The 17,539-nt window shown below is 70.6% G+C and carries 16 protein-coding genes; 8 read left to right on the forward strand and 8 right to left on the reverse strand.

Annotated features, from left to right (window positions below):
• Positions 1 to 15: 15 nt before the first annotated feature.
• From cydB to hisC, 3 genes are all read right to left on the reverse strand, one after another.
• Positions 16 to 1,020 carry a cytochrome d ubiquinol oxidase subunit II gene (gene cydB, locus Sdagh_RS21015; protein WP_189416963.1) on the reverse strand — a complete coding sequence of 335 codons (1,005 nt, stop codon included), beginning with the start codon at positions 1,018 to 1,020 and terminating at the stop codon, positions 16 to 18.
• Positions 1,021 to 1,041: 21 nt separating this feature from the next.
• Complete coding sequence (locus Sdagh_RS21020) at positions 1,042 to 2,547, reverse strand: cytochrome ubiquinol oxidase subunit I (RefSeq protein ID WP_189416960.1); 1,506 nt, start codon at positions 2,545 to 2,547, stop codon at positions 1,042 to 1,044.
• A gap of 291 nt (positions 2,548 to 2,838) precedes the next feature.
• The gene (hisC, locus tag Sdagh_RS21025) at positions 2,839 to 3,918 is read right to left on the reverse strand and encodes a histidinol-phosphate transaminase (protein WP_189416957.1); all 1,080 of its coding nucleotides are present in this window, start codon (positions 3,916 to 3,918) and stop codon (positions 2,839 to 2,841) included.
• A gap of 441 nt (positions 3,919 to 4,359) precedes the next feature.
• Between hisC and Sdagh_RS21030 the strand changes: the two genes are divergently transcribed.
• The 3 genes from Sdagh_RS21030 (at position 4,360) to Sdagh_RS21040 (ending at position 7,844) form a co-directional block, all read left to right on the forward strand.
• Positions 4,360 to 5,472: a LacI family DNA-binding transcriptional regulator gene (locus Sdagh_RS21030; protein WP_189416956.1), complete on the forward strand. Its 1,113-nt coding sequence runs from the start codon at positions 4,360 to 4,362 to the stop codon at positions 5,470 to 5,472.
• A gap of 229 nt (positions 5,473 to 5,701) precedes the next feature.
• Positions 5,702 to 6,781, forward strand: a complete 1,080-nt coding sequence (locus Sdagh_RS21035; RefSeq protein ID WP_264201196.1) for a metallophosphoesterase — start codon at positions 5,702 to 5,704, stop codon at positions 6,779 to 6,781.
• Between the two features lie 193 nt (positions 6,782 to 6,974).
• Positions 6,975 to 7,844, forward strand: coding sequence for a hypothetical protein (locus Sdagh_RS21040; RefSeq protein ID WP_189416954.1), 870 nt, complete (start codon positions 6,975 to 6,977; stop codon positions 7,842 to 7,844).
• Between the two features lie 88 nt (positions 7,845 to 7,932).
• Here Sdagh_RS21040 and thiC read toward each other — a convergent pair whose 3' ends face one another.
• On the reverse strand, positions 7,933 to 9,726 hold the full coding sequence (thiC, locus tag Sdagh_RS21045; RefSeq protein WP_226535489.1) for a phosphomethylpyrimidine synthase ThiC: 1,794 nt from the start codon (positions 9,724 to 9,726) through the stop codon (positions 7,933 to 7,935).
• A 253-nt stretch (positions 9,727 to 9,979) separates the two neighbouring features.
• Here thiC and Sdagh_RS21050 point away from each other — a divergent pair, with 253 nt between their 5' ends.
• Positions 9,980 to 11,677 (forward strand): YibE/F family protein, encoded by a 1,698-nt coding sequence (locus Sdagh_RS21050; RefSeq protein WP_190076915.1) that lies wholly within the window; start codon positions 9,980 to 9,982, stop codon positions 11,675 to 11,677.
• A gap of 308 nt (positions 11,678 to 11,985) precedes the next feature.
• On the opposite strand, the gene Sdagh_RS21055 is transcribed toward Sdagh_RS21050, so the two are convergent.
• The 4 genes from Sdagh_RS21055 to Sdagh_RS21070 all read right to left on the reverse strand — a co-directional run bounded on the left by Sdagh_RS21055 (position 11,986) and on the right by Sdagh_RS21070 (position 14,249).
• Entirely contained in the window at positions 11,986 to 12,423 is a 438-nt protein-coding gene (locus tag Sdagh_RS21055; RefSeq protein WP_189416950.1) for an SsgA family sporulation/cell division regulator, read from the reverse strand.
• 98 nt (positions 12,424 to 12,521) lie between these two features.
• Positions 12,522 to 13,367, reverse strand: coding sequence for an IclR family transcriptional regulator (locus Sdagh_RS21060; RefSeq protein ID WP_226535491.1), 846 nt, complete (start codon positions 13,365 to 13,367; stop codon positions 12,522 to 12,524).
• A gap of 192 nt (positions 13,368 to 13,559) precedes the next feature.
• Positions 13,560 to 13,772 (reverse strand): DUF5326 family protein, encoded by a 213-nt coding sequence (locus tag Sdagh_RS21065; RefSeq protein ID WP_189416947.1) that lies wholly within the window; start codon positions 13,770 to 13,772, stop codon positions 13,560 to 13,562.
• Positions 13,773 to 13,931: 159 nt separating this feature from the next.
• The gene (locus Sdagh_RS21070; protein WP_189416944.1) at positions 13,932 to 14,249 is read right to left on the reverse strand and encodes a cupin domain-containing protein; all 318 of its coding nucleotides are present in this window, start codon (positions 14,247 to 14,249) and stop codon (positions 13,932 to 13,934) included.
• Positions 14,250 to 14,308: 59 nt separating this feature from the next.
• Between Sdagh_RS21070 and Sdagh_RS21075 the strand changes: the two genes are divergently transcribed.
• From Sdagh_RS21075 to Sdagh_RS21090, 4 genes are all read left to right on the forward strand, one after another.
• The gene (locus Sdagh_RS21075; RefSeq protein WP_189416939.1) at positions 14,309 to 14,686 is read left to right on the forward strand and encodes a phage holin family protein; all 378 of its coding nucleotides are present in this window, start codon (positions 14,309 to 14,311) and stop codon (positions 14,684 to 14,686) included.
• A 9-nt stretch (positions 14,687 to 14,695) separates the two neighbouring features.
• A complete protein-coding gene (locus Sdagh_RS21080; RefSeq protein WP_190076916.1) occupies positions 14,696 to 15,190 on the forward strand; it encodes a low molecular weight protein-tyrosine-phosphatase in 495 nt (164 codons plus the stop codon).
• Positions 15,187 to 16,362, forward strand: coding sequence for a cystathionine gamma-lyase (locus tag Sdagh_RS21085; protein ID WP_189416932.1), 1,176 nt, complete (start codon positions 15,187 to 15,189; stop codon positions 16,360 to 16,362). Before Sdagh_RS21080 ends, Sdagh_RS21085 begins: the two co-directional genes overlap by 4 nt.
• A 253-nt stretch (positions 16,363 to 16,615) precedes the next feature.
• The gene (locus Sdagh_RS21090; protein WP_189416929.1) at positions 16,616 to 17,521 is read left to right on the forward strand and encodes a LysR family transcriptional regulator; all 906 of its coding nucleotides are present in this window, start codon (positions 16,616 to 16,618) and stop codon (positions 17,519 to 17,521) included.
• The last annotated feature ends 18 nt before the right edge of the window (positions 17,522 to 17,539 follow it).

Genomic DNA, 17,539 nt, shown 5'->3' on the forward strand with positions numbered 1-17,539 from the left:
GTACCCCGGCCGGACTCAGTGCGTGGCGTCGGCGAGGTGCTGCGTACCGATGCGCTTGCGGAAGACCCAGTACGTCCATCCCTGGTAGACGAGCACGACAGGCGTGCCGATCACCGCGAGCCAGGTCATGATCTTCAGGGTGTAGGGACTGGACGAGGCGTTGGTGACGGTCAGGCTCCAGTCCGCGTTCAGCGTGGACGGCATGACGTTCGGGAAGAGCGTCAGGAACAGCATGGCCACCGAGGCGACGAGGGTGACGCCGGAGAGGGTGAACGCCCAGCCCTCGCGTCCGGCCTGGTTGGCGAGGAGCGCGGCGGCCAGGGCCGCCACCGCCACCACCAGCGCCACCAGGCTCGCGCCGTCGCCGTGGTCCAGCTGCGTCCACAGCAGGAAGGCCAGTGCCGCCACCGCCGTGACCAGGCCGACGCGCAGCGCCAGCTTCCGTGCCCGCTCCCGGATCTCACCGACCGTCTTGAGCGCGGTGAACACCGTGCCGTGGAAGGTGAACAGCGTCAGCGTCACCACGCCGCCGAGCAGCGCGTAGGGGTTGAGCAGATCCCCCAGGCTGCCGACGTACTCCATGTCCCGGTCGATCTTCACGCCGCCGACGATGTTGCCGAAGGCCACGCCCCACAGGAAGGCGGGGATCAGCGAGGTCCAGAAGATCGCGGTCTCCCAGTTGCGCTGCCAGCGCTCCTCGGGCCGCTTCACCCGGTACTCGAAGGCCACGCCCCGGATGATCAGGCACAGCAGGATGACCAGCAGCGGCAGGTAGAAGCCGGAGAACAGCGTCGCGTACCACTCGGGGAAGGCGGCGAAGGTGGCGCCGCCCGCGGTGAGCAGCCAGACCTCGTTGCCGTCCCAGACCGGGCCGATCGTATTGATCAGCACCCGCTTCTCGGGCCGGTTCCGGGCCAGCAGCCTGGTCAGGACGCCGACCCCGAAGTCGAAGCCCTCCAGGAAGAAGTAGCCGGTCCACAGGAAGGCGATGAGGACGAACCAGACGTCGTGCAGTTCCATGACGGTGCAGCTCCCTTACGCCTAGTACGAGAAGGCCATCGGCTTGTCGGCGTCGCGGACGTCGCCGCCGATCTTCGTGGGCGGGTTGAGGTCGGCCTCGGTGAGTTCGGGCGGTCCGGCCTTGACGTACTTCGCCATCAGCCTGACCTCGACGACGGCCAGGACGGCGTAGAGCAGGGTGAAGGCGGTCATCGAGAGGATGACCTCGGTCTGGGAGACACCGGGGGAGACCGCGTCGCGGGTCTGGAAGAGGCCGTAGACGACCCACGGCTGGCGGCCCATCTCGGTGAAGATCCAGCCCCAGGAGTTGGCGATCAGCGGGAAGCCCATCGTCCACAGGGCCAGCAGCCAGTACAGCCGGGAGAGCCGGGCGCCGAGCGGCTTGCGCAGCAGCACCAGGTGCGGCACCTCGTCGTCACCGGTCCGCCAGGCGGCCGGCAGCAGGAACTTCTTCCGCGTCAGCCACAGCCCGGCCAGACCGAGCGTGAAGGACGCCATCCCGAAGCCGATCATCCAACGGAAGCCCCAGTAGGCGACGGGGACGATGGGCTTGTAGTCGCCGGGCCCGAACTTCTCCTGCTCGGCCTTGTTGGTGTCGTTGATGCCGGGCACGTACGAGTCGAAGTCGCTGTGCGCCAGGAAGGAGAGCAGGCCGGGGATCTCCAGGGCGACCTTGTTGTGCCCCTCGTCGACGTCGCCGTAGGCGAAGACGGAGAAGGGCGCCGGCTCCTCGCCGTCCCAGAGCGCCTCGGCCGCGGCCATCTTCATCGGCTGCTGCTCGTACATGACCTTGCCGAGGGTGTCGCCGCTGATCGCGGTGAGCAGGCCGCCGACCGCCAGTGTGACCAGGCCGAGGCGGAGCGAGGTCCGCATCACCGGGATGTGCTTCTTGCGCCACAGGTGGAAGGCGGCGATGCCGACCATGAAGGCACCGCCGGTCAGGAAGGCCGCGGAGAAGCTGTGGAAGACCTGGTTGAGCGCGGTGTTCTGGGTGAGGACCTGCCAGAAGTCCGTCAGCTCCGCCCGGCCCTTCTCCTCGTTGATCCGGTAGCCGACGGGGTGCTGCATCCAGGAGTTGGCGGCGAGGATGAAGTACGCCGACAGCAGCGTGCCGATCGAGACCATCCAGATGCAGGCCAGGTGGATCTTCTTGGGCAGTTTGTCCCAGCCGAAGATCCACAGGCCGATGAAGGTCGACTCGAAGAAGAAGGCGATCAGCGCCTCGAAGGCCAGCGGAGCGCCGAAGATGTCGCCGACGAAGCGGGAGTAGTCGGACCAGTTCATGCCGAACTGGAACTCCTGGACGATGCCCGTGACCACGCCCATGGCGATGTTGATCAGGAAGAGCTTGCCCCAGAACTTGGTCGCCTGGAGGTACTTCTCCTTGCCGGTGCGCACCCAGGCGGTCTCCAGACCGGCCGTCAGGGCGGCCAGGGAGATCGTCAGCGGCACGAACAGGAAGTGGTAGACGGTCGTGATGCCGAACTGCCAGCGCGCCAGCGTCTCCGGCGCCAGAGCCAAGTCCACGTCGTCACTCTCCTCACATCGCCGTGGTCAGCGGCACATTGTGCATGTATGACACACCCATATCGGGAGCGATCCGACACGCTTGTGAACGCGTTCACATTCACAAGCAATTATGACCTACTGCTTTTCGGCTCCGGAAGGGGGGTCCCCTGTGACGTCAACCCCTCGGACGGACCTTTTCCACGGACCGTTGAACCGCACCCGGTACAGAAGGCCCCGTTTCACGTGAAACGGGCGCCCCGCAGGTGACCAACGCCACCCGCGAGACGCCCGCCGCCTCCTGGCCCGGGGTTACAGCCCCTTGCGGAACCCTTCCGCCGCCTTCAGGAAGATGTCGTTCGCCTCGGTCTCCCCCACGGTCACCCGCACCCCGTCCCCCGGGAACGGCCTCACCACCACGCCGGCGCGCTCGCACGCCTCCGCGAAGGCGACCGTGCGCTCCCCCAGCCGCAGCCAGACGAAGTTCGCCTGGGTCTCGGGCACCGTCCAGCCCTGGGCCCGCAGCCCCTCCACCACCCGCGTGCGCTCGCACACCAGGGAGCCGACCCGCCCGAGCAGCTCGTCCTCCGCCCTCAGCGAGACGATCGCCGCCTCCTGCGCGATCTGGCTCACGCCGAACGGCACCGCCGTCTTGCGCAGTGCCGCCGCCACCGGCTCGTGCGCCACGGCGAAACCGACCCGGAGCCCGGCGAGGCCGTACGCCTTGGAGAAGGTCCGCAGCACGCAGACGTTGGGCCGCTCGCGGTACAGCTCGATGCCGTCCGGCACCCGGGGGTCGCGGATGAACTCGCGGTACGCCTCGTCCAGGACCACCAGCACATCACCGGGCACCCGGTCGAGAAACCGCTCCAGCTCCTCGCGCCCGACCACCGTGCCGGTCGGGTTGTTCGGGTTGCAGACGAAGATCAGCCGGGTCCGCTCGGTGATCGCGTCCGCCATGGCGTCCAGGTCGTGCACGTCCCCCGGCGTCAGCGGCACCCGGACCGAGGCCGCGCCGCTGATCTGCGTGATGATCGGGTACGCCTCGAAGGACCGCCAGGCGTAGATCACCTCGTCCCCGGGGCCCGCCGTCGCCTGGACCAGCTGCTGGGCGACGCCCACCGAACCGGTACCGGTCGCCACATGGGAGGCCGGGACGCCGAACCGCTCTGCCAGCTCGTCGACCAGTCCCGTACAGGCCAGGTCCGGATAGCGGTTGAAGGACGCGGCCGCCGCCGTGACGGTCTCCATCACACCCGGCAGCGGCGGATACGGGTTCTCGTTGGAGGACAGCTTGTAGGCCACCGGCCCGTCCGACGCCGCGGGCTTGCCCGGCTTGTAGGTGGGAATCCCTTCCAGCTCGGCGCGCAGCTTGGGGCTCGTCTCGCTCACCGCAGTCCTCCTCGTGACCACCACCGGCATCGAATACTTCTCACCTTATGAGGATTCGGTCCCGGCGCGTACCGGCTCGGACGGGCCGCTCGGTCACACGGCACGCCGCTCGGTCGTTCCGGCGTGCCGTCCGGTCACACCGACATCAGGGGCATCAGCGGCCGAAGGCGTACGTTCCGGGGGAGCGCCCCTACATATATCTATGCGCCGGTGGCTTGCGCCGTGGCGCGCGTCCCCCGTAGTGGTGAGTTGAGACCTCTTCGCAACATCGCACTCTTGGCAGGCCCACACGCGTCGACACCCTACGTCCGGGGGTCGAGAGGTCTAACTACCTTGCGATCCAAGGAAGTTGAACCTTTTTCGCCATGCAGAAACGTGCCTGTCAATGCATGCATATGCGTCCGCCCTACCCCACCGCATGAGCCCTACTATCGGCTCGCCATGACAGCAGCAGGGAAGCACCAGGTGAGCCGCGCGGAAACCTCACGTCGAGGCAGCAGGCCGGGTCGGGCGGGCATCAGGGACGTCGCCGCCGCCGCCGGAGTCTCCATCACGACCGTCTCCGATGCCCTCAACGGCAAGGGCAGGCTCCCGGACGCCACCCGACGCCACGTCCGCGAGGTCGCCGACCGGCTGGGCTACCGGCCGTCGGCCGCCGCCCGCACACTCCGCACCGGCAAGTCGGGACTCATCGGCCTGACGGTGACGACGTACGGGAATGAACCTTTCACCTTCACGGAGTTCGCCTACTTCGCCGAGATGGCGCGGGCCGCCACATCGGCCGCGCTCGCCCGCGGCTACGCCCTCGTCATCCTTCCCGCGACCTCCCGCCACGACGTGTGGTCCAACGTCGCCCTGGACGGCACGGTCGTCATCGACCCCTCCGACCAGGACCCGGTCGTCAGCGAGCTGGTCCGCCAGGGCCTCCCGGTCGTCTCCGACGGCCGCCCGGCCGGCGCGCTCCCGGTCACCGCCTGGGTGGACAACGACCACGAGGCCGCCGTCCTCGGCATCCTCGACCACCTCGCCGACGCCGGCGCCCGCCGTATCGGCCTGCTCACCGGCACCACCACCGACACGTACACCCATCTGTCGACCACCGCGTACCTGCGCTGGTGCGAGCGGGTCGGCCAGGACCCGGTCTACGAGGCGTACCCGGCGCACGACCCGTGCGCGGGCGCCGTCGCCGCCGACCGGCTGCTCGCCCGCCCGGACCGGCCCGACGCCGTGTACGGGCTGTTCGACCCCAACGGCACCGATCTGCTCGCCGCGGCCCGCCGCTACGGGCTGCGCGTACCCGACGACCTGCTGCTGGTCTGCTGCAGCGAGTCCACGGTCTACGCCAACACCGAACCGCCCATCACCACCCTGTCGCTCAAGCCGCGCCGCATCGGCACGGCCGTGGTGCAGTTGCTGATCGACGCCATCGAGAGCGTCGAGGCGCACCAGCCGGTCGAGCAGGTGATACCGACCGAGCTGATCGTGCGCACCTCCTCGCAGCGCCGGCCGCCGCGCACGACGGTCAGCCCGCCGCGCTCCCCCGGGGGCGAGTAGGGACCGGGAGGCGGGACGGGAGGGGAAGGACGGCCGGAAGGTGACCGTGAGGTGACAGAGGGGCGGATGAAGAGCGGGCCAATCGGGGCGAAAGCCGCGTCGAGGCGGGGACCTGTTCCGATTCACCACCCCTGGGTCATCACACAGCGCGATCCGCATTCCTATGATGGGCGCACGACACCGCGGGCCGCTGCGACCAGGCAGTCCGAAGCGGTGCAGCAGCGGCGCGATGGTGGAGGGGTCGATGACTCAGGGGGCCGGTCAGGGACCCGAGGTGGAGCGGACGGCGACGTTGCGCGACTTCCGAGTGCCCGCGTACGTCCATGAGACCGGTCCGTACGCCCAGGGCGCAGACGTCGTACCGCCGCACGAGGAGGCCCTTCCGGAGGGGTACGTCCCCGCGGAGCGGGACCTGCCCGTCGTCGACCCGAGCACGGTCCAGGAACTCGTCGACCCCGTGCCCGCCCCGGCGGACGGGCCGGCCACGGGTCCCGGTCCGCTGTACGTCGTGGGCGACGTCCACGGCTACCTGGACGAGCTGGTGGCCGCCCTCCAGGAGCAGAACCTGATCGACGCGTCCGGCCAGTGGTGCGCCGGCACCGCCCGCCTGTGGTTCCTCGGCGACTTCACCGACCGTGGCCCGGACGGCATCGGCGTCATCGACCTGGTGATGCGGCTGTCCGCCGAGGCCGCCGCGGCCGGCGGCTACTGCAAGGCGCTGATGGGCAACCACGAGCTGCTGCTGCTGGGCGCCAAGCGGTTCGGCGACACCCCCGTCAACTCGGGCGCGGGCACCGCCACCTTCCAGGCGGCCTGGCTGCTGAACGGCGGCCAGAAGACCGACATGGACCGCCTCCAGGACCACCACCTGCAGTGGATGGCCCGGCTGGACGCCGTCGAGGAGGTCGAGGGCCATCTCCTGGTGCACTCCGACACCACCGCCTACCTCGACTACGGCCGCTCCATCGAAGAGGTCAACGACACCATCCACGAGACCCTCACCCGCAATGACGCGGACGAGGTGTGGGACCTCTTCCGCAAGTTCACCAAGCGGTTCTCCTTCCGGGACGAGGGCGGCGCGGAGGCCGTGCGCTCCCTGCTCGACACGTACGGCGGCACCCGCATCGTCCACGGGCACAGCCCGATCCCGTATCTGCTCGGCGAGGTCGGTTCCGAGGACGGGGACGACGACTCCGGTCCGTCGGTCGAAGGACCGCACGTCTACGCCGACGGACTCGCCATCGCGATGGACGGCGGCGTGACCATGGCCGGAAAACTGCTGGTCCAGCAACTGCCGTTGGCCGACTGAGCCTTCACCGGCGCGCTTTTCTCCCGGTTTGCGCCCGGCGGCCTTCCTGCGGGCCGACACCCAATTTCTGGAAACCCCCTAACGCCCCGCACGGTCACCGCTCTACCATCGGCTTATCCGTAGCAGGCTCCCCTCCGTTTCTGCCCGACGGCTCGTTGGCATGCGAGCCCCAAGCCCTACGGAGCATCGGGGGATGCACATGAACAGCGTTCCGCAGCACCTGTTGAGCGAGGACCGCCAGGAGTACGAGCGGGTTCTCAACGAGGCGCTGCGCTCCGCACCACACCGCCCGGAACTGGCCGCTGTGGGACGGCGGCTCACCACCGAACAACTGCGCACGATGGCCCTCAGCGCCACCGCTCTCATCACCGCCGCGGCGGCGACCGAGTACCAGCACTACGTGAAGGTCCGCGAGGAGCTGCGTCACCCGGCGCCGTCCGCCTCGTCGTCCACCGCGCGCGAGCCGGAGCCGGCCGAGCCCGGTTCGGGCCCCATGGGGCTCGCCGCCGCCATGGGGGAGGCCGCCGAGACCGCGGGGGCGGGGGCCGTCGCCGTGGTCGCGGTGCTGGCGCCGGTCCTGGCGGGCACGGCCGCCGCGATATTCCTGCTCGTCGGGTACGTCCTGAGGGTGATCGCCCCGGAGCAGGCGTTCGCCCGGACCATGCTGACCACCGGCTGGGTGTTCGGCGCCGTGACCGCGCTGGCCATCCTGGTCGCCGCGGCCGGCCTGCTCACCACCGCCCTGCGCAACCGTCCCTCGGCCGAGGCCGCGGTGTACGGAGAACGCGACGGGGAGGTGCGACGGGCCAGGGACGCCTGGCGCGCGGCGTTGCTGGAGCAGGGCATCGTGCCGTTCCTGCGGGAGGCGCTGGCCGACCCCGCGGCGGCGGCCTCGGCCAGCGGCACGGGACCGTCCGCCCCGGCCGGCCGCATGCCGCACCTGGGCTACGACCGTCCGGGCTTCACCAGCCCGGACCGGGGACCCGCCGGATCGCGTCCGAGCTACTCGAGCCCGGACTACTCCAGCCCGGACTTCACAGGCCCGGAGCACCGCCCCGAGTGACCGCCGGCACGCGCTCCCCGACGGGCGTCCCCGCCCCGGGGGGAGCGCATGCCGGTGGCCCCGGTGGCGGGGCCGCCGCTGCGCTGGGTCAGTCGGCGATCGGGAGGTAGACCCGGTTGCCCGCCTCCGCGAACTCCTTCGACTTCTGGGCCATGCCCGCCTCGATCTCGCCCCTGGTGCCGCCGTGTTCACGGCGGATGTCCTGCGAGATCTTCATCGAGCAGAACTTCGGCCCGCACATCGAGCAGAAGTGGGCCGTCTTGGCCGGCTCCGCCGGGAGGGTCTCGTCGTGGAACGCGCGGGCCGTGTCCGGGTCCAGGGCGAGGTTGAACTGGTCCTCCCACCGGAACTCGAACCGGGCGTCGGACAGCGCGTCGTCCCATTCCTGGGCGCCGGGGTGGCCCTTGGCGAGGTCGGCGGCATGAGCGGCGATCTTGTAGGTGATGACCCCGGTCTTCACGTCGTCCCGGTCGGGCAGTCCCAGATGCTCCTTGGGCGTGACGTAGCAGAGCATGGCCGTGCCCCACCAGGCGATCATGGCGGCGCCGATGCCCGAGGTGATGTGGTCGTAGGCGGGCGCGATGTCCGTGGTCAGCGGGCCGAGCGTGTAGAACGGAGCTTCGTCGCAGATCTCCTGCTGAAGGTCGATGTTCTCCTTGATCTTGTGCATCGGGACGTGTCCCGGGCCTTCGATCATGGTCTGTACGTGGAAGCGCTTGGCGATCGTGTTGAGTTCCCCGAGCGTACGCAGTTCCGCGAACTGGGCCTCGTCGTTGGCGTCCGCGATCGATCCGGGCCGGAGGCCGTCGCCGAGCGAGTACGTGACGTCGTAGGCGGCGAGGATCTCGCACAGTTCCTCGAAGTGCTCGTACAGGAACGACTCCTTGTGGTGCGCCAGGCACCAGGCCGCCATGATCGAGCCGCCGCGCGAGACGATGCCGGTCTTCCGGTTGGCGGTCAGCGGCACGAAGGGCAGGCGCACGCCCGCGTGGACGGTCATGTAGTCCACGCCCTGCTCGGCCTGCTCGATCACCGTGTCCTTGTAGATCTCCCAGGTCAGCTCCTCCGCCTTGCCGTCGACCTTTTCGAGGGCCTGGTAGAGGGGGACCGTGCCGATGGGCACGGGGGAGTTGCGCAGGACCCACTCACGGGTGGTGTGGATGTTGCGGCCGGTGGAGAGGTCCATGACCGTGTCGGCGCCCCAGCGGGTGGCCCAGGTCATCTTCTCGACCTCCTCCTCGATGGAGGAGGTCACCGCGGAGTTGCCGATGTTGGCGTTGACCTTCACCAGGAACCGCTTGCCGATGATCATCGGCTCGATCTCGGGATGGTTCACGTTGGCCGGGAGGACCGCCCGGCCGGCCGCGATCTCCTCGCGTACGACCTCGGGCGAGACGTTCTCCCGGACGGCCACGTACTCCATCTCGGGGGTGATCTCGCCGCGCCGCGCGTACGCGAGCTGGGTCACCGGCGCTCCGCCGCGGCCCCGGCGCGGCTGGCGCGGGCGTCCGGGGAAGACCGCGTCGAGGTTGCGCAGTCCGCCACGCGGTGCGGTGTGCTTGATGCCGTCGTCCTCGGGGCGGACGGGACGGCCCGCGTACTCCTCGGTGTCCCCGCGGGCGATGATCCAGTTCTCGCGCAGCGGGGGCAGTCCCCTGCGCACATCGGTGTCGACGAGCGGGTCGGTGTACGGCCCCGAGGTGTCGTACAAGGTGACCGACCGCCCGTTGGTGAGGTGCACCTGACGGACCGGCACGCGCAGGTCGGGGCGCGAGCCCTCGACATACGCCTTGTGCCAGCCGATGGACTTCCCGGCCTCCGTGGGGGTTTCCTGAGCGGCGCTCTGTGCGGAGGCAGGCGTGCGTGCGTCCTTGATGGTCATGAGACCTACTCCCTACGCCGGCATTACCCGGTAACAGGTTCGGCGGTCGACGCAGCGGTATCCGTCTGCCGACGCTTCGTGGGGAACATCACTCGGCTTCGGTGATGTTTCCCGTGAAACATCGCTGGGACGGAGGTCAGCGCCCTCTCAGCCCGGTGCTCCGAGCTCCCGCGTGTACAAAGGTGCCTCCACGCTAGCGTCAGTTCGGGCGCGGTGAACAGAGGGCCCCCTTCGTTCTTGCGATGATCGGGCCGTGACCACGACGCAGCGTCCTCCCTTTCCCCCGCCCGAACCAGGCCGCGCGCCGCGGCCCGGCCCGCGTGCCGGAAGCGGCGACGGCAGCGCCTCCTGGGGCGGTGACGGCTCCGCTCCGGAGGACACCGGCCGCGGACACGGGCACGGACACGGACACGGGCACGGGCACGGGCTCGGACATGGACACGGGCTCGGACATGGACACGGGCTCGCGCAGGGTCAGGGCCAGGGCCGCGTACCGGGTCAGGAGCAAGGGCCCTGGCACGGCCAGGAGTACGGCTTCGGCGGCGGGCAGGGCACCGGTGGTCCGGGCGGCAGCGGGCACGGCGGCGGCGGTTCCGGCGGCGGCGGTTCCGGCGGGGCGCAGGGCGCCGGTGGTCCGGGCGGCGGAGGGCACGGGCATACGCACAGTCACGGCCCGGCGGCTCCGGTCTCCCGGCACCTGCGCAAGGTCATCGCGGCGATCCTGGTGCCCTTCGCCGCCGCCGTGGTCGTCGGGCTCGCCGTGCTGTGGCCGGGCGGGGCGCCCGCGCACGAACGCACCGGGGTGGGGTTCGACCGGCAGACCCAGCAGGGCACCGTCACGACGGTGAAGGAGCTGAGCTGCTCGCAGGTCAACGCCTCCGGCGTCCCCGCCACCGGGGACACGTCCACGGCAGAGGGCTCGTCGGCGCAGCAGCAGGAGAGCGGGACCTGCAAGAAGGCGACGATCCGGGTCGACACCGGCCAGGACAAAGGCCGGACGTTCACCGAGATCGTGCAGCCGGACCAGTCACGGCAGCTGAGCCAGGGGCAGAAGGTCGTGGTCGCCTACGAGCCCTCCGCGCCGAAGGACCTGCAGTACTCGGTCGCCGACACCAACCGCCGGTTCCCGATGGCGCTGCTCGCCGGGATCTTCGCCCTCGCCGTCGTGGTCGTCGGGCGGCTGCGGGGCGTGATGGCGCTGGTGGCCTTGGCGATCAGCTTCCTGGTGCTGAACTTCTTCGTCCTGCCCGCGATCCTGCAAGGATCGAACCCGCTGGTCGTGGCGGTGGTCGGGTCCAGCGCCATCATGCTGATCGCCCTGTACCTGTGCCACGGGCTGTCGGCCCGCACCTCCGTCGCGGTGCTCGGCACACTGGTCTCGCTGGTGCTGATCGGTGTCCTCGGCTCGCTCTTCATCGGCTGGGCCGCGCTGACCGGTGACACGGACGACAACACGGGGCTGATCCACGGCCTGTACCCGTCGATCGACATGAGCGGTCTGCTGCTGGCGGGCGTCATCATCGGTTCGCTCGGTGTGCTGGACGACGTGACGGTGACGCAGACCTCGGCGGTCTGGGAGCTGCACGAGGCCAACCCGGCGATGGGCCGGCGCGCGCTGTACCGCGCGGGCATCCGGATCGGCCGGGACCACATCGCGTCCGTCGTGAACACGCTGGTCCTCGCCTACGCGGGTGCCGCGCTGCCGTTGCTGCTGCTGTTCTCGATCGCCCAGAGCAGCGTCGGCACGGTCGCCAACAGCGAACTGGTCGCCGAGGAGATCGTGCGCACCCTGGTCGGCTCGATCGGGCTGGTGGCGTCGGTGCCGGTGACCACCGCGCTCGCGGCGCTCGTCGTCTCGGCCGACCGGCCGGGCGCCGGCACCACCGCGCCGACGGCGGCACCGGCCCCGGGCGCGGCTCGTGGCGGGCGGGGCCGGCGCCGTAAGCGGTGACTGCGGGGGCGTCCGGACGGGGCGCCTTGAGGACGACGACGGCCCGGAGTACGGCGTGCCAGGGGAGCAGCAGTGCCCCGGAGTACGGCGATGCCCCAGAGGACGGCGGCACCTCGGAGGGCAGCGGCACCCCGGAGGGCAGCGGCACCTCTGCGGACAGCGGTACCCCGGAGAACAGCGGAACCTCTGAGGACAGCGGTACCTGGATACCCCCGGCACGGGAAGGCACCGCACCCGAAGAATCGTTCCGGCATCGGAAGCGGCGTCCGGCGAAGCGTTACGCCACCGCTTGAAACTGCCGGAACGCTTCAGCCCGCGCTCTGTTCCTCGGCCAGGATGCGGTCCAGGGCCTCGTCGAGATGGGCGTCGAAGTCGGCGAGCACGCCCTCCTGCCCCAGCGGCACCAGCTTGTCGGTGCGGTCGAGGAAGGCCACGAGCGGGGCCGCCGAGGAGCGGAACAGCGCCTGATCGGCGCCGACCTGAAGACGGATCAGCACCTCGGCCAGGGGCTCGGGATCGACGGGAGCGATGCGCACATCGCCGTCCCCGCAGGGCCGGCCCACGCCGTCGATCAGCAGCTCCCGGCCGAAGGCCCAGGTCACGGGCGCGTCTCCGGGCAGATGGAAGGTCAGCCGCACGGCGTAGGGATCGCTGGTCTCGTAGCGCAGCTCCACGGGGATACGGAAGGAGAGCTCCTCGGAGACGAGAAAGCTCATCATGACCTCTGCCTGTACGGACTCGTGCATCGCCTACCCCGTCATTCGCCGTCGACTGGCCGGGAATCAACCTCTAACACTGATGGCATCTTGCTGAACGTACACACCAGATCACAAGGAGTTAGTTTTCACATACTGATAGAGAGCGAGAGAGTCCCCATGAGCCGGCCCGCCTCGCTCCGCAACTGCCGCACCGCGGGCAGCAGCCGGTCGGCCTGGTGGACCGGCAGGGAGACGGCCAGGGTCGCCGCCATGTCGCCGACGGTGAGCGGGATCGCCCCGCACACCGTGCCCAGGGCGTACTCCTGATGCTCGGTCACCGGCTCGTCGCACCCCAGCCGCTCCAGTCGCTTCAGCAGGGTGTGGGCGTCCCGCACGGTGTACCGGGTGATGGGCCGCACGGGGTGGCGGCCGAGGTGGTCCAGGCGGGCGTCCTCGTCCAGCTGGGCCAGCAGGCACTGGCCGACGGCGTGGGCGTGCGCGGTCCCGCGGAAGTCCGTCCATTCCTCGACCGCCGGGGCGCTCGGGGTGTCGGCGACGCACACCACGTCGATCTCTCCGGCGCGGTACCTCGCGTAGTACACGGGGACACCGATCACCTCGCTCAGGCCGGCGAGCGCGTCCGTCAGCGCGGTGCGACGTTTCTGCTGGGCCGCGCTGCCGCTCAGCCGCTCGGCGGCCTCCCCGAGGAAGAACAGCCCCTTGTCGCGCCGGAGGTATCCCTCGTGCACCAGGGTGCGCAGCAGGTGGTAGGCCGTGGGCAGGGCCAGGCCGGTCTCCCGGGCCAGTTGCTTGGCGGGGGCGCCGTACCGGTGTCCGGCCACGCACTCCAGCAGGCGCATGGCCCGCTGCACGGAACCGATGAGCGTCCCGGAGGGGGGATCGGCGGGCGGGCCGTCGGCGGGGGACGACGCCGGGCGGGGCTGTACGGGGAGTGCGTGCGAGTGGGCGGATGCGGTGTCAGCCGTGGCCAAGGGTCACTCCCGGAGCGAGGGGGCAGCCGTTGCGGGGAACACGGGTGGGGGTGTACGCCGCTGCGGGGTCGCCCCCGCCTGGAGCTCCGGACTCTAATCGCCGCTCACCGCTCGCAGGCGGCCCGCCCGGCAAATGTCCCTCGCGCGAGGGAACCCGCGGTTCCCGTCATCCCCACCGGTGCCCCGCCGCTCTCACCAGTCGCCGCGGGTGGAGGAGTTGGACATGAACTTCCGCACGATGTAGATGAGCCCGCCGACCAGCGCCACGAAGACCAGCAGCTTGAAGAGCAGTCCGACCAGGAAGCCGACCACGCTGGCGATCAGGCCGCCGAACACCACCAGGGCGATGACCGGCACCGCGATCCACTTCACCCACCACGGCAGTCCCGCGAAGATCTCTCGCATCGCCCTCGTCCTCTTCTCTCCCGCTCCCGGGAATCGCCCGGCGTCCGGGGATCTTCCGATGTCCTGTCCCCGATGCTAGGCGGCGCCGCTCCCGTGCGGGGGCCCGGCAGCCCTTGTCCTCCCCTGACCGATCCCCTAGGGAACCCGGGGGCCGGGGCCTCAGCTCTCGGGCGGAGAGAAGACCACCAGCACCCTGAGGTCCTCGCTGATGTGGTGGAACTTGTGCGCGACTCCGGCCGGCACGTACACCACGCTGCCGCGCGCCACCTCGGTCGTCTCCATGCCGACGGTGATCGCGGCCCGCCCGCTGACGACGAAGTACACCTCGTCCTGCGCGTGCGGCTGCTGCGGGTCGGAGGTGCCCGCGTCGAGCGCGTAGAGCCCGACCGACATGTTCCGTTCCCGCAGGAACTGCAGGTAGGCACCGTCGTTGGCGGCGCGCTCCGCCTCCAGTTCGTCCAGCCGGAATGCCTTCATCGCCTCGTCCGCCCCTGCCTCACCCGTGATGTCCGATCGTGTCTGCCACGATCAGACACATGAAGAATTTCGTAGTCAAGACGATCGCCAACGCGGCCGCCCTCGCGGTCGCCGTCTGGCTGCTCGACAAGATCACGCTGACCGGCGGCGGCACCGGCAAGAAGGCCGGCACGCTGATCCTCGTCGCGCTCGTCTTCGGCCTGGTGAACCTTCTGGTCAAACCGGTCGTCCAGTTGCTGACGTTCCCGTTGTTCGTCCTGACCCTCGGCCTGTTCACCCTGGTGGTGAACGCGCTCATGCTGCTGCTGACCTCCTGGCTCGCCGACAAGCTCGACCTCGCCTTCCATGTGGAGGGCTTCTGGACCGCCGTCCTCGGCGGCCTGATCGTCTCGATCGTCTCCTGGGCCCTGAACATGGCCCTGCCGGACAAGGACTAGGACCGCGCCATGACCTACCGCGTCTGTTTCGTCTGCAGCGGCAACATCTGCCGCTCACCGATGGCCGAGGCCGTCTTCCGCGCGCGCGTGGCGGACGCCGGGCTCGACGGCCTGGTCGAGGCCGACAGCGCCGGCACCGGCGGCTGGCACGAGGGCGAGGGCGCGGACCCGCGGGCCGTGTCCGTCCTGACGGCCCACGGCTACGCCGTCGACCACACGGCCCGGCAGTTCCACGCCTCCTGGTTCTCCCGCCTCGACCTCGTCGTCGCCCTCGACTCCGGCCACCTCCGGGAACTGCACCGCCTGGCGCCCACCGAGCGGGACGCGGCCAAGGTGCGCCTGCTGCGGTCCTACGACCCCGCCGGCCACGACGGCGGCCTCGACGTCCCCGATCCGTACTACGGGGGCAGGGACGGCTTCGAGGAGTGCCTTGAGATGGTGGAGGCGGCGAGCGACGGTCTGCTCGCCGCCGTACGTGAGCAAGTGGAAGGACGAGCGGCATGAGCGACTCCGCTACCAACGGGCACGACGCGGCGCGGACGGCGCTTCCGCCCGACGCGGGTGACGGCACGCGCGCCGTGCGCGCCGGGCTCCCCGAGCCGGTCAAGCACGAGCCGACGCTGCCCGGCCCGGTCTTCGCCGCGCACTTCCACCTGCCGGGCGACCCCACCGGGCCGTACACCTACGGCCGCGACGAGAACCCGACCTGGACGCTGCTGGAGGACGCCATCGGCGGGCTGGAGGCGCCCGGCCGGGACGACGTGGAGACGCTCGTCTTCGCCTCGGGCATGGCGGCGATCTCCTCGGTGCTCTTCTCGCAGGTGAAGGCCGGGGACGTCGTCGTCCTGCCCTCCGACGGCTATCAGGTGCTGCCCCTGGTGCGCGCGCAGCTGGAGGCGTACGGCGTCGAGGTGCGCACCGCGCCGACCGGCCAGGACGCCCAGCTCGACGTGCTGGACGGGGCGCGGCTGCTGTGGATCGAGACGCCGTCGAACCCCGGCCTCGACGTGTGCGACGTCCGGCGGCTCGCCGAGGCGGCCCAGGCGCGGGGCGCTCTCGTCGCCGTCGACAACACCCTGGCCACCCCCCTCGGGCAGCGTCCGCTGGAGCTGGGCGCGGACTTCGTGGTGGCCAGCGGCACCAAGCAGCTCACCGGGCACGGCGACATCCTGCTGGGATACGTCGCCGGCCGCACCGGTGCGCCCATGACCGCGGTACGGCGCTGGCGCAAGATCGTCGGCGCGATCCCCGGCCCGATGGAGGCGTGGCTCGCCCACCGCTCGCTCGCCACGCTCCAGCTCCGCGCCGACCGGCAGAACGCCACCGCCCTGAGGGTGGCCGAGGCCCTGCGGAGCCGGCCGGAGGTCACGGGACTGCGCTACCCCGGGCTGCCCGACGACCCCTCGCACGAGATCGCCTCGCGGCAGATGCGGCGCTACGGGTGCGTGGTGTCCTTCACGCTGCCCTCGCGCGACCGGGCCGACCGCTTCCTGGACGCGCTGCGCCTGGTGGACGACGCGACGAGCTTCGGCGGCGTGCGGTCCACGGCGGAGCGGCGCGGACGCTGGGGCGGGGACGCGGTGCCGGAGGGCTTCGTCCGCCTCTCGGTGGGCGCCGAGGACCCGGAGGACCTGGTAGCCGATCTGCTGAGGGCGCTGGACGCGTCCGCCGGGTGACCCGTACGGCGGGAACCGGCCGACCGGACGTCCCCGGTCCGGCCGGCCGGTACGGCGGGCGATCCGAACCTCCCCCCCTCGTGGCTCGGACCGCCCTCGGTTCCGCGCGCGAAGAACCGCGCCCACAAGGCTAGTTGACTCTGTGTCAGTGTCCAATCACAGTAGCGACAGATGCCTATCGTCGTTTTTATGGTTGGTCGGGTGCCGGGGGGCCGGGAGGCCGGGTGAAGGGCCGAAGAGGGGAAGCGTCTTTGTGGATCTGGCCTTGTTGCGCACGTTCGTCACGGTCCACCGGGCCGGTTCCTTCACCCGGGCCGCCGCGCTGCTCGGTCTCTCCCAGCCGGCCGTCACCTCGCAGATCCGCACACTGGAACGGCAGCTCGGCCGCCCTCTCTTCCTGCGTCAAGCCCGTGGTGTGACGCCCACGTCCATCGGGGACGAGCTGGCGCACAAGGCCGCGCCGCACCTCGACGCCCTGGTGGAGATAGCCGAGACCGGCCTCGACGACGGGTCGTCCTTACGGACGCTGCACCTGGCCGGTCCCCCGGAGTTCACCGCCGAGCGGGCGCTGCCCGCGCTGTCGGAACTCACCGGTGAGGACGGCCAGGGCTTCGCCCTGCGGGCCTCCTTCGGCACCGCGGACGAGACGCTGGAGGGACTGGCCTCGGGCCATCATGATCTGGCCATCAGTACGGCCCGTCCGCGCGGCGCTCTGCTCACGGCGACTCCGCTCTGCGACGAGGAGCACGTCCTGGTCGCCGCGCCCCGCTGGGCCAAGCAGACCGGCGCCGCCGGACGGCCCGGCGACGGGACGTGCCTGCTGGAGCGCGTCCCCGTGATCGAGGTGCACGAGTCGCTGCCCTTCGTGGCCCGCTACTGGGCCTCGGTCTTCGACACCTGCCCCGTCCCTCCCGGGACGGTCATCGCTCCCGACCTGCGGGCGGTGCTCGCCTGCTGCCTGGCGGGCGCCGGGCTGGCGGTGCTGCCCCGCTATCTGTGCGCCGAGACGCTGCGGCGCGGCGATCTGGTCTCCCTCCACGATCCGGCGGTGCCGCCGCTGCGGACGTACTTCCTGGCGGTGCGTACCGGCACCCTGGCCCTGCCGCATGTCGCGCGGGCCCATGAGTGGCTGCTGCGGGCGGCGGCCGACTGGAACTGAACGCGTTCGCACAGGCGG

Origin of the sequence: Streptomyces daghestanicus, from assembly GCF_020521275.1 — a bacterium.
Taxonomy (GTDB): domain Bacteria; phylum Actinomycetota; class Actinomycetes; order Streptomycetales; family Streptomycetaceae; genus Streptomyces; species Streptomyces griseoviridis.

Excerpts from the sequence above, each read along its gene's own strand:
- Sdagh_RS21080 (WP_190076916.1), top strand. The coding sequence starts at position 14,696 with ATGACCTACCGCGTCTGTTTCGTCTGCAGCGGCAACATCTGCCGCTCA.
- Sdagh_RS21085 (WP_189416932.1), top strand. The coding sequence starts at position 15,187 with ATGAGCGACTCCGCTACCAACGGGCACGACGCGGCGCGGACGGCGCTT.
- Sdagh_RS21070 (WP_189416944.1), bottom strand. The coding sequence starts at position 14,249 with ATGAAGGCATTCCGGCTGGACGAACTGGAGGCGGAGCGCGCCGCCAAC.
- Sdagh_RS21030 (WP_189416956.1), top strand. The coding sequence starts at position 4,360 with ATGACAGCAGCAGGGAAGCACCAGGTGAGCCGCGCGGAAACCTCACGT.
- Sdagh_RS21075 (WP_189416939.1), top strand. The coding sequence starts at position 14,309 with ATGAAGAATTTCGTAGTCAAGACGATCGCCAACGCGGCCGCCCTCGCG.
- Sdagh_RS21035 (WP_264201196.1), top strand. The coding sequence starts at position 5,702 with ATGGTGGAGGGGTCGATGACTCAGGGGGCCGGTCAGGGACCCGAGGTG.
- cydB (WP_189416963.1), bottom strand. The coding sequence starts at position 1,020 with ATGGAACTGCACGACGTCTGGTTCGTCCTCATCGCCTTCCTGTGGACC.
- thiC (WP_226535489.1), bottom strand. The coding sequence starts at position 9,726 with ATGACCATCAAGGACGCACGCACGCCTGCCTCCGCACAGAGCGCCGCT.
- Sdagh_RS21040 (WP_189416954.1), top strand. The coding sequence starts at position 6,975 with ATGCACATGAACAGCGTTCCGCAGCACCTGTTGAGCGAGGACCGCCAG.
- Sdagh_RS21065 (WP_189416947.1), bottom strand. The coding sequence starts at position 13,772 with ATGCGAGAGATCTTCGCGGGACTGCCGTGGTGGGTGAAGTGGATCGCG.
- Sdagh_RS21055 (WP_189416950.1), bottom strand. The coding sequence starts at position 12,423 with ATGCACGAGTCCGTACAGGCAGAGGTCATGATGAGCTTTCTCGTCTCC.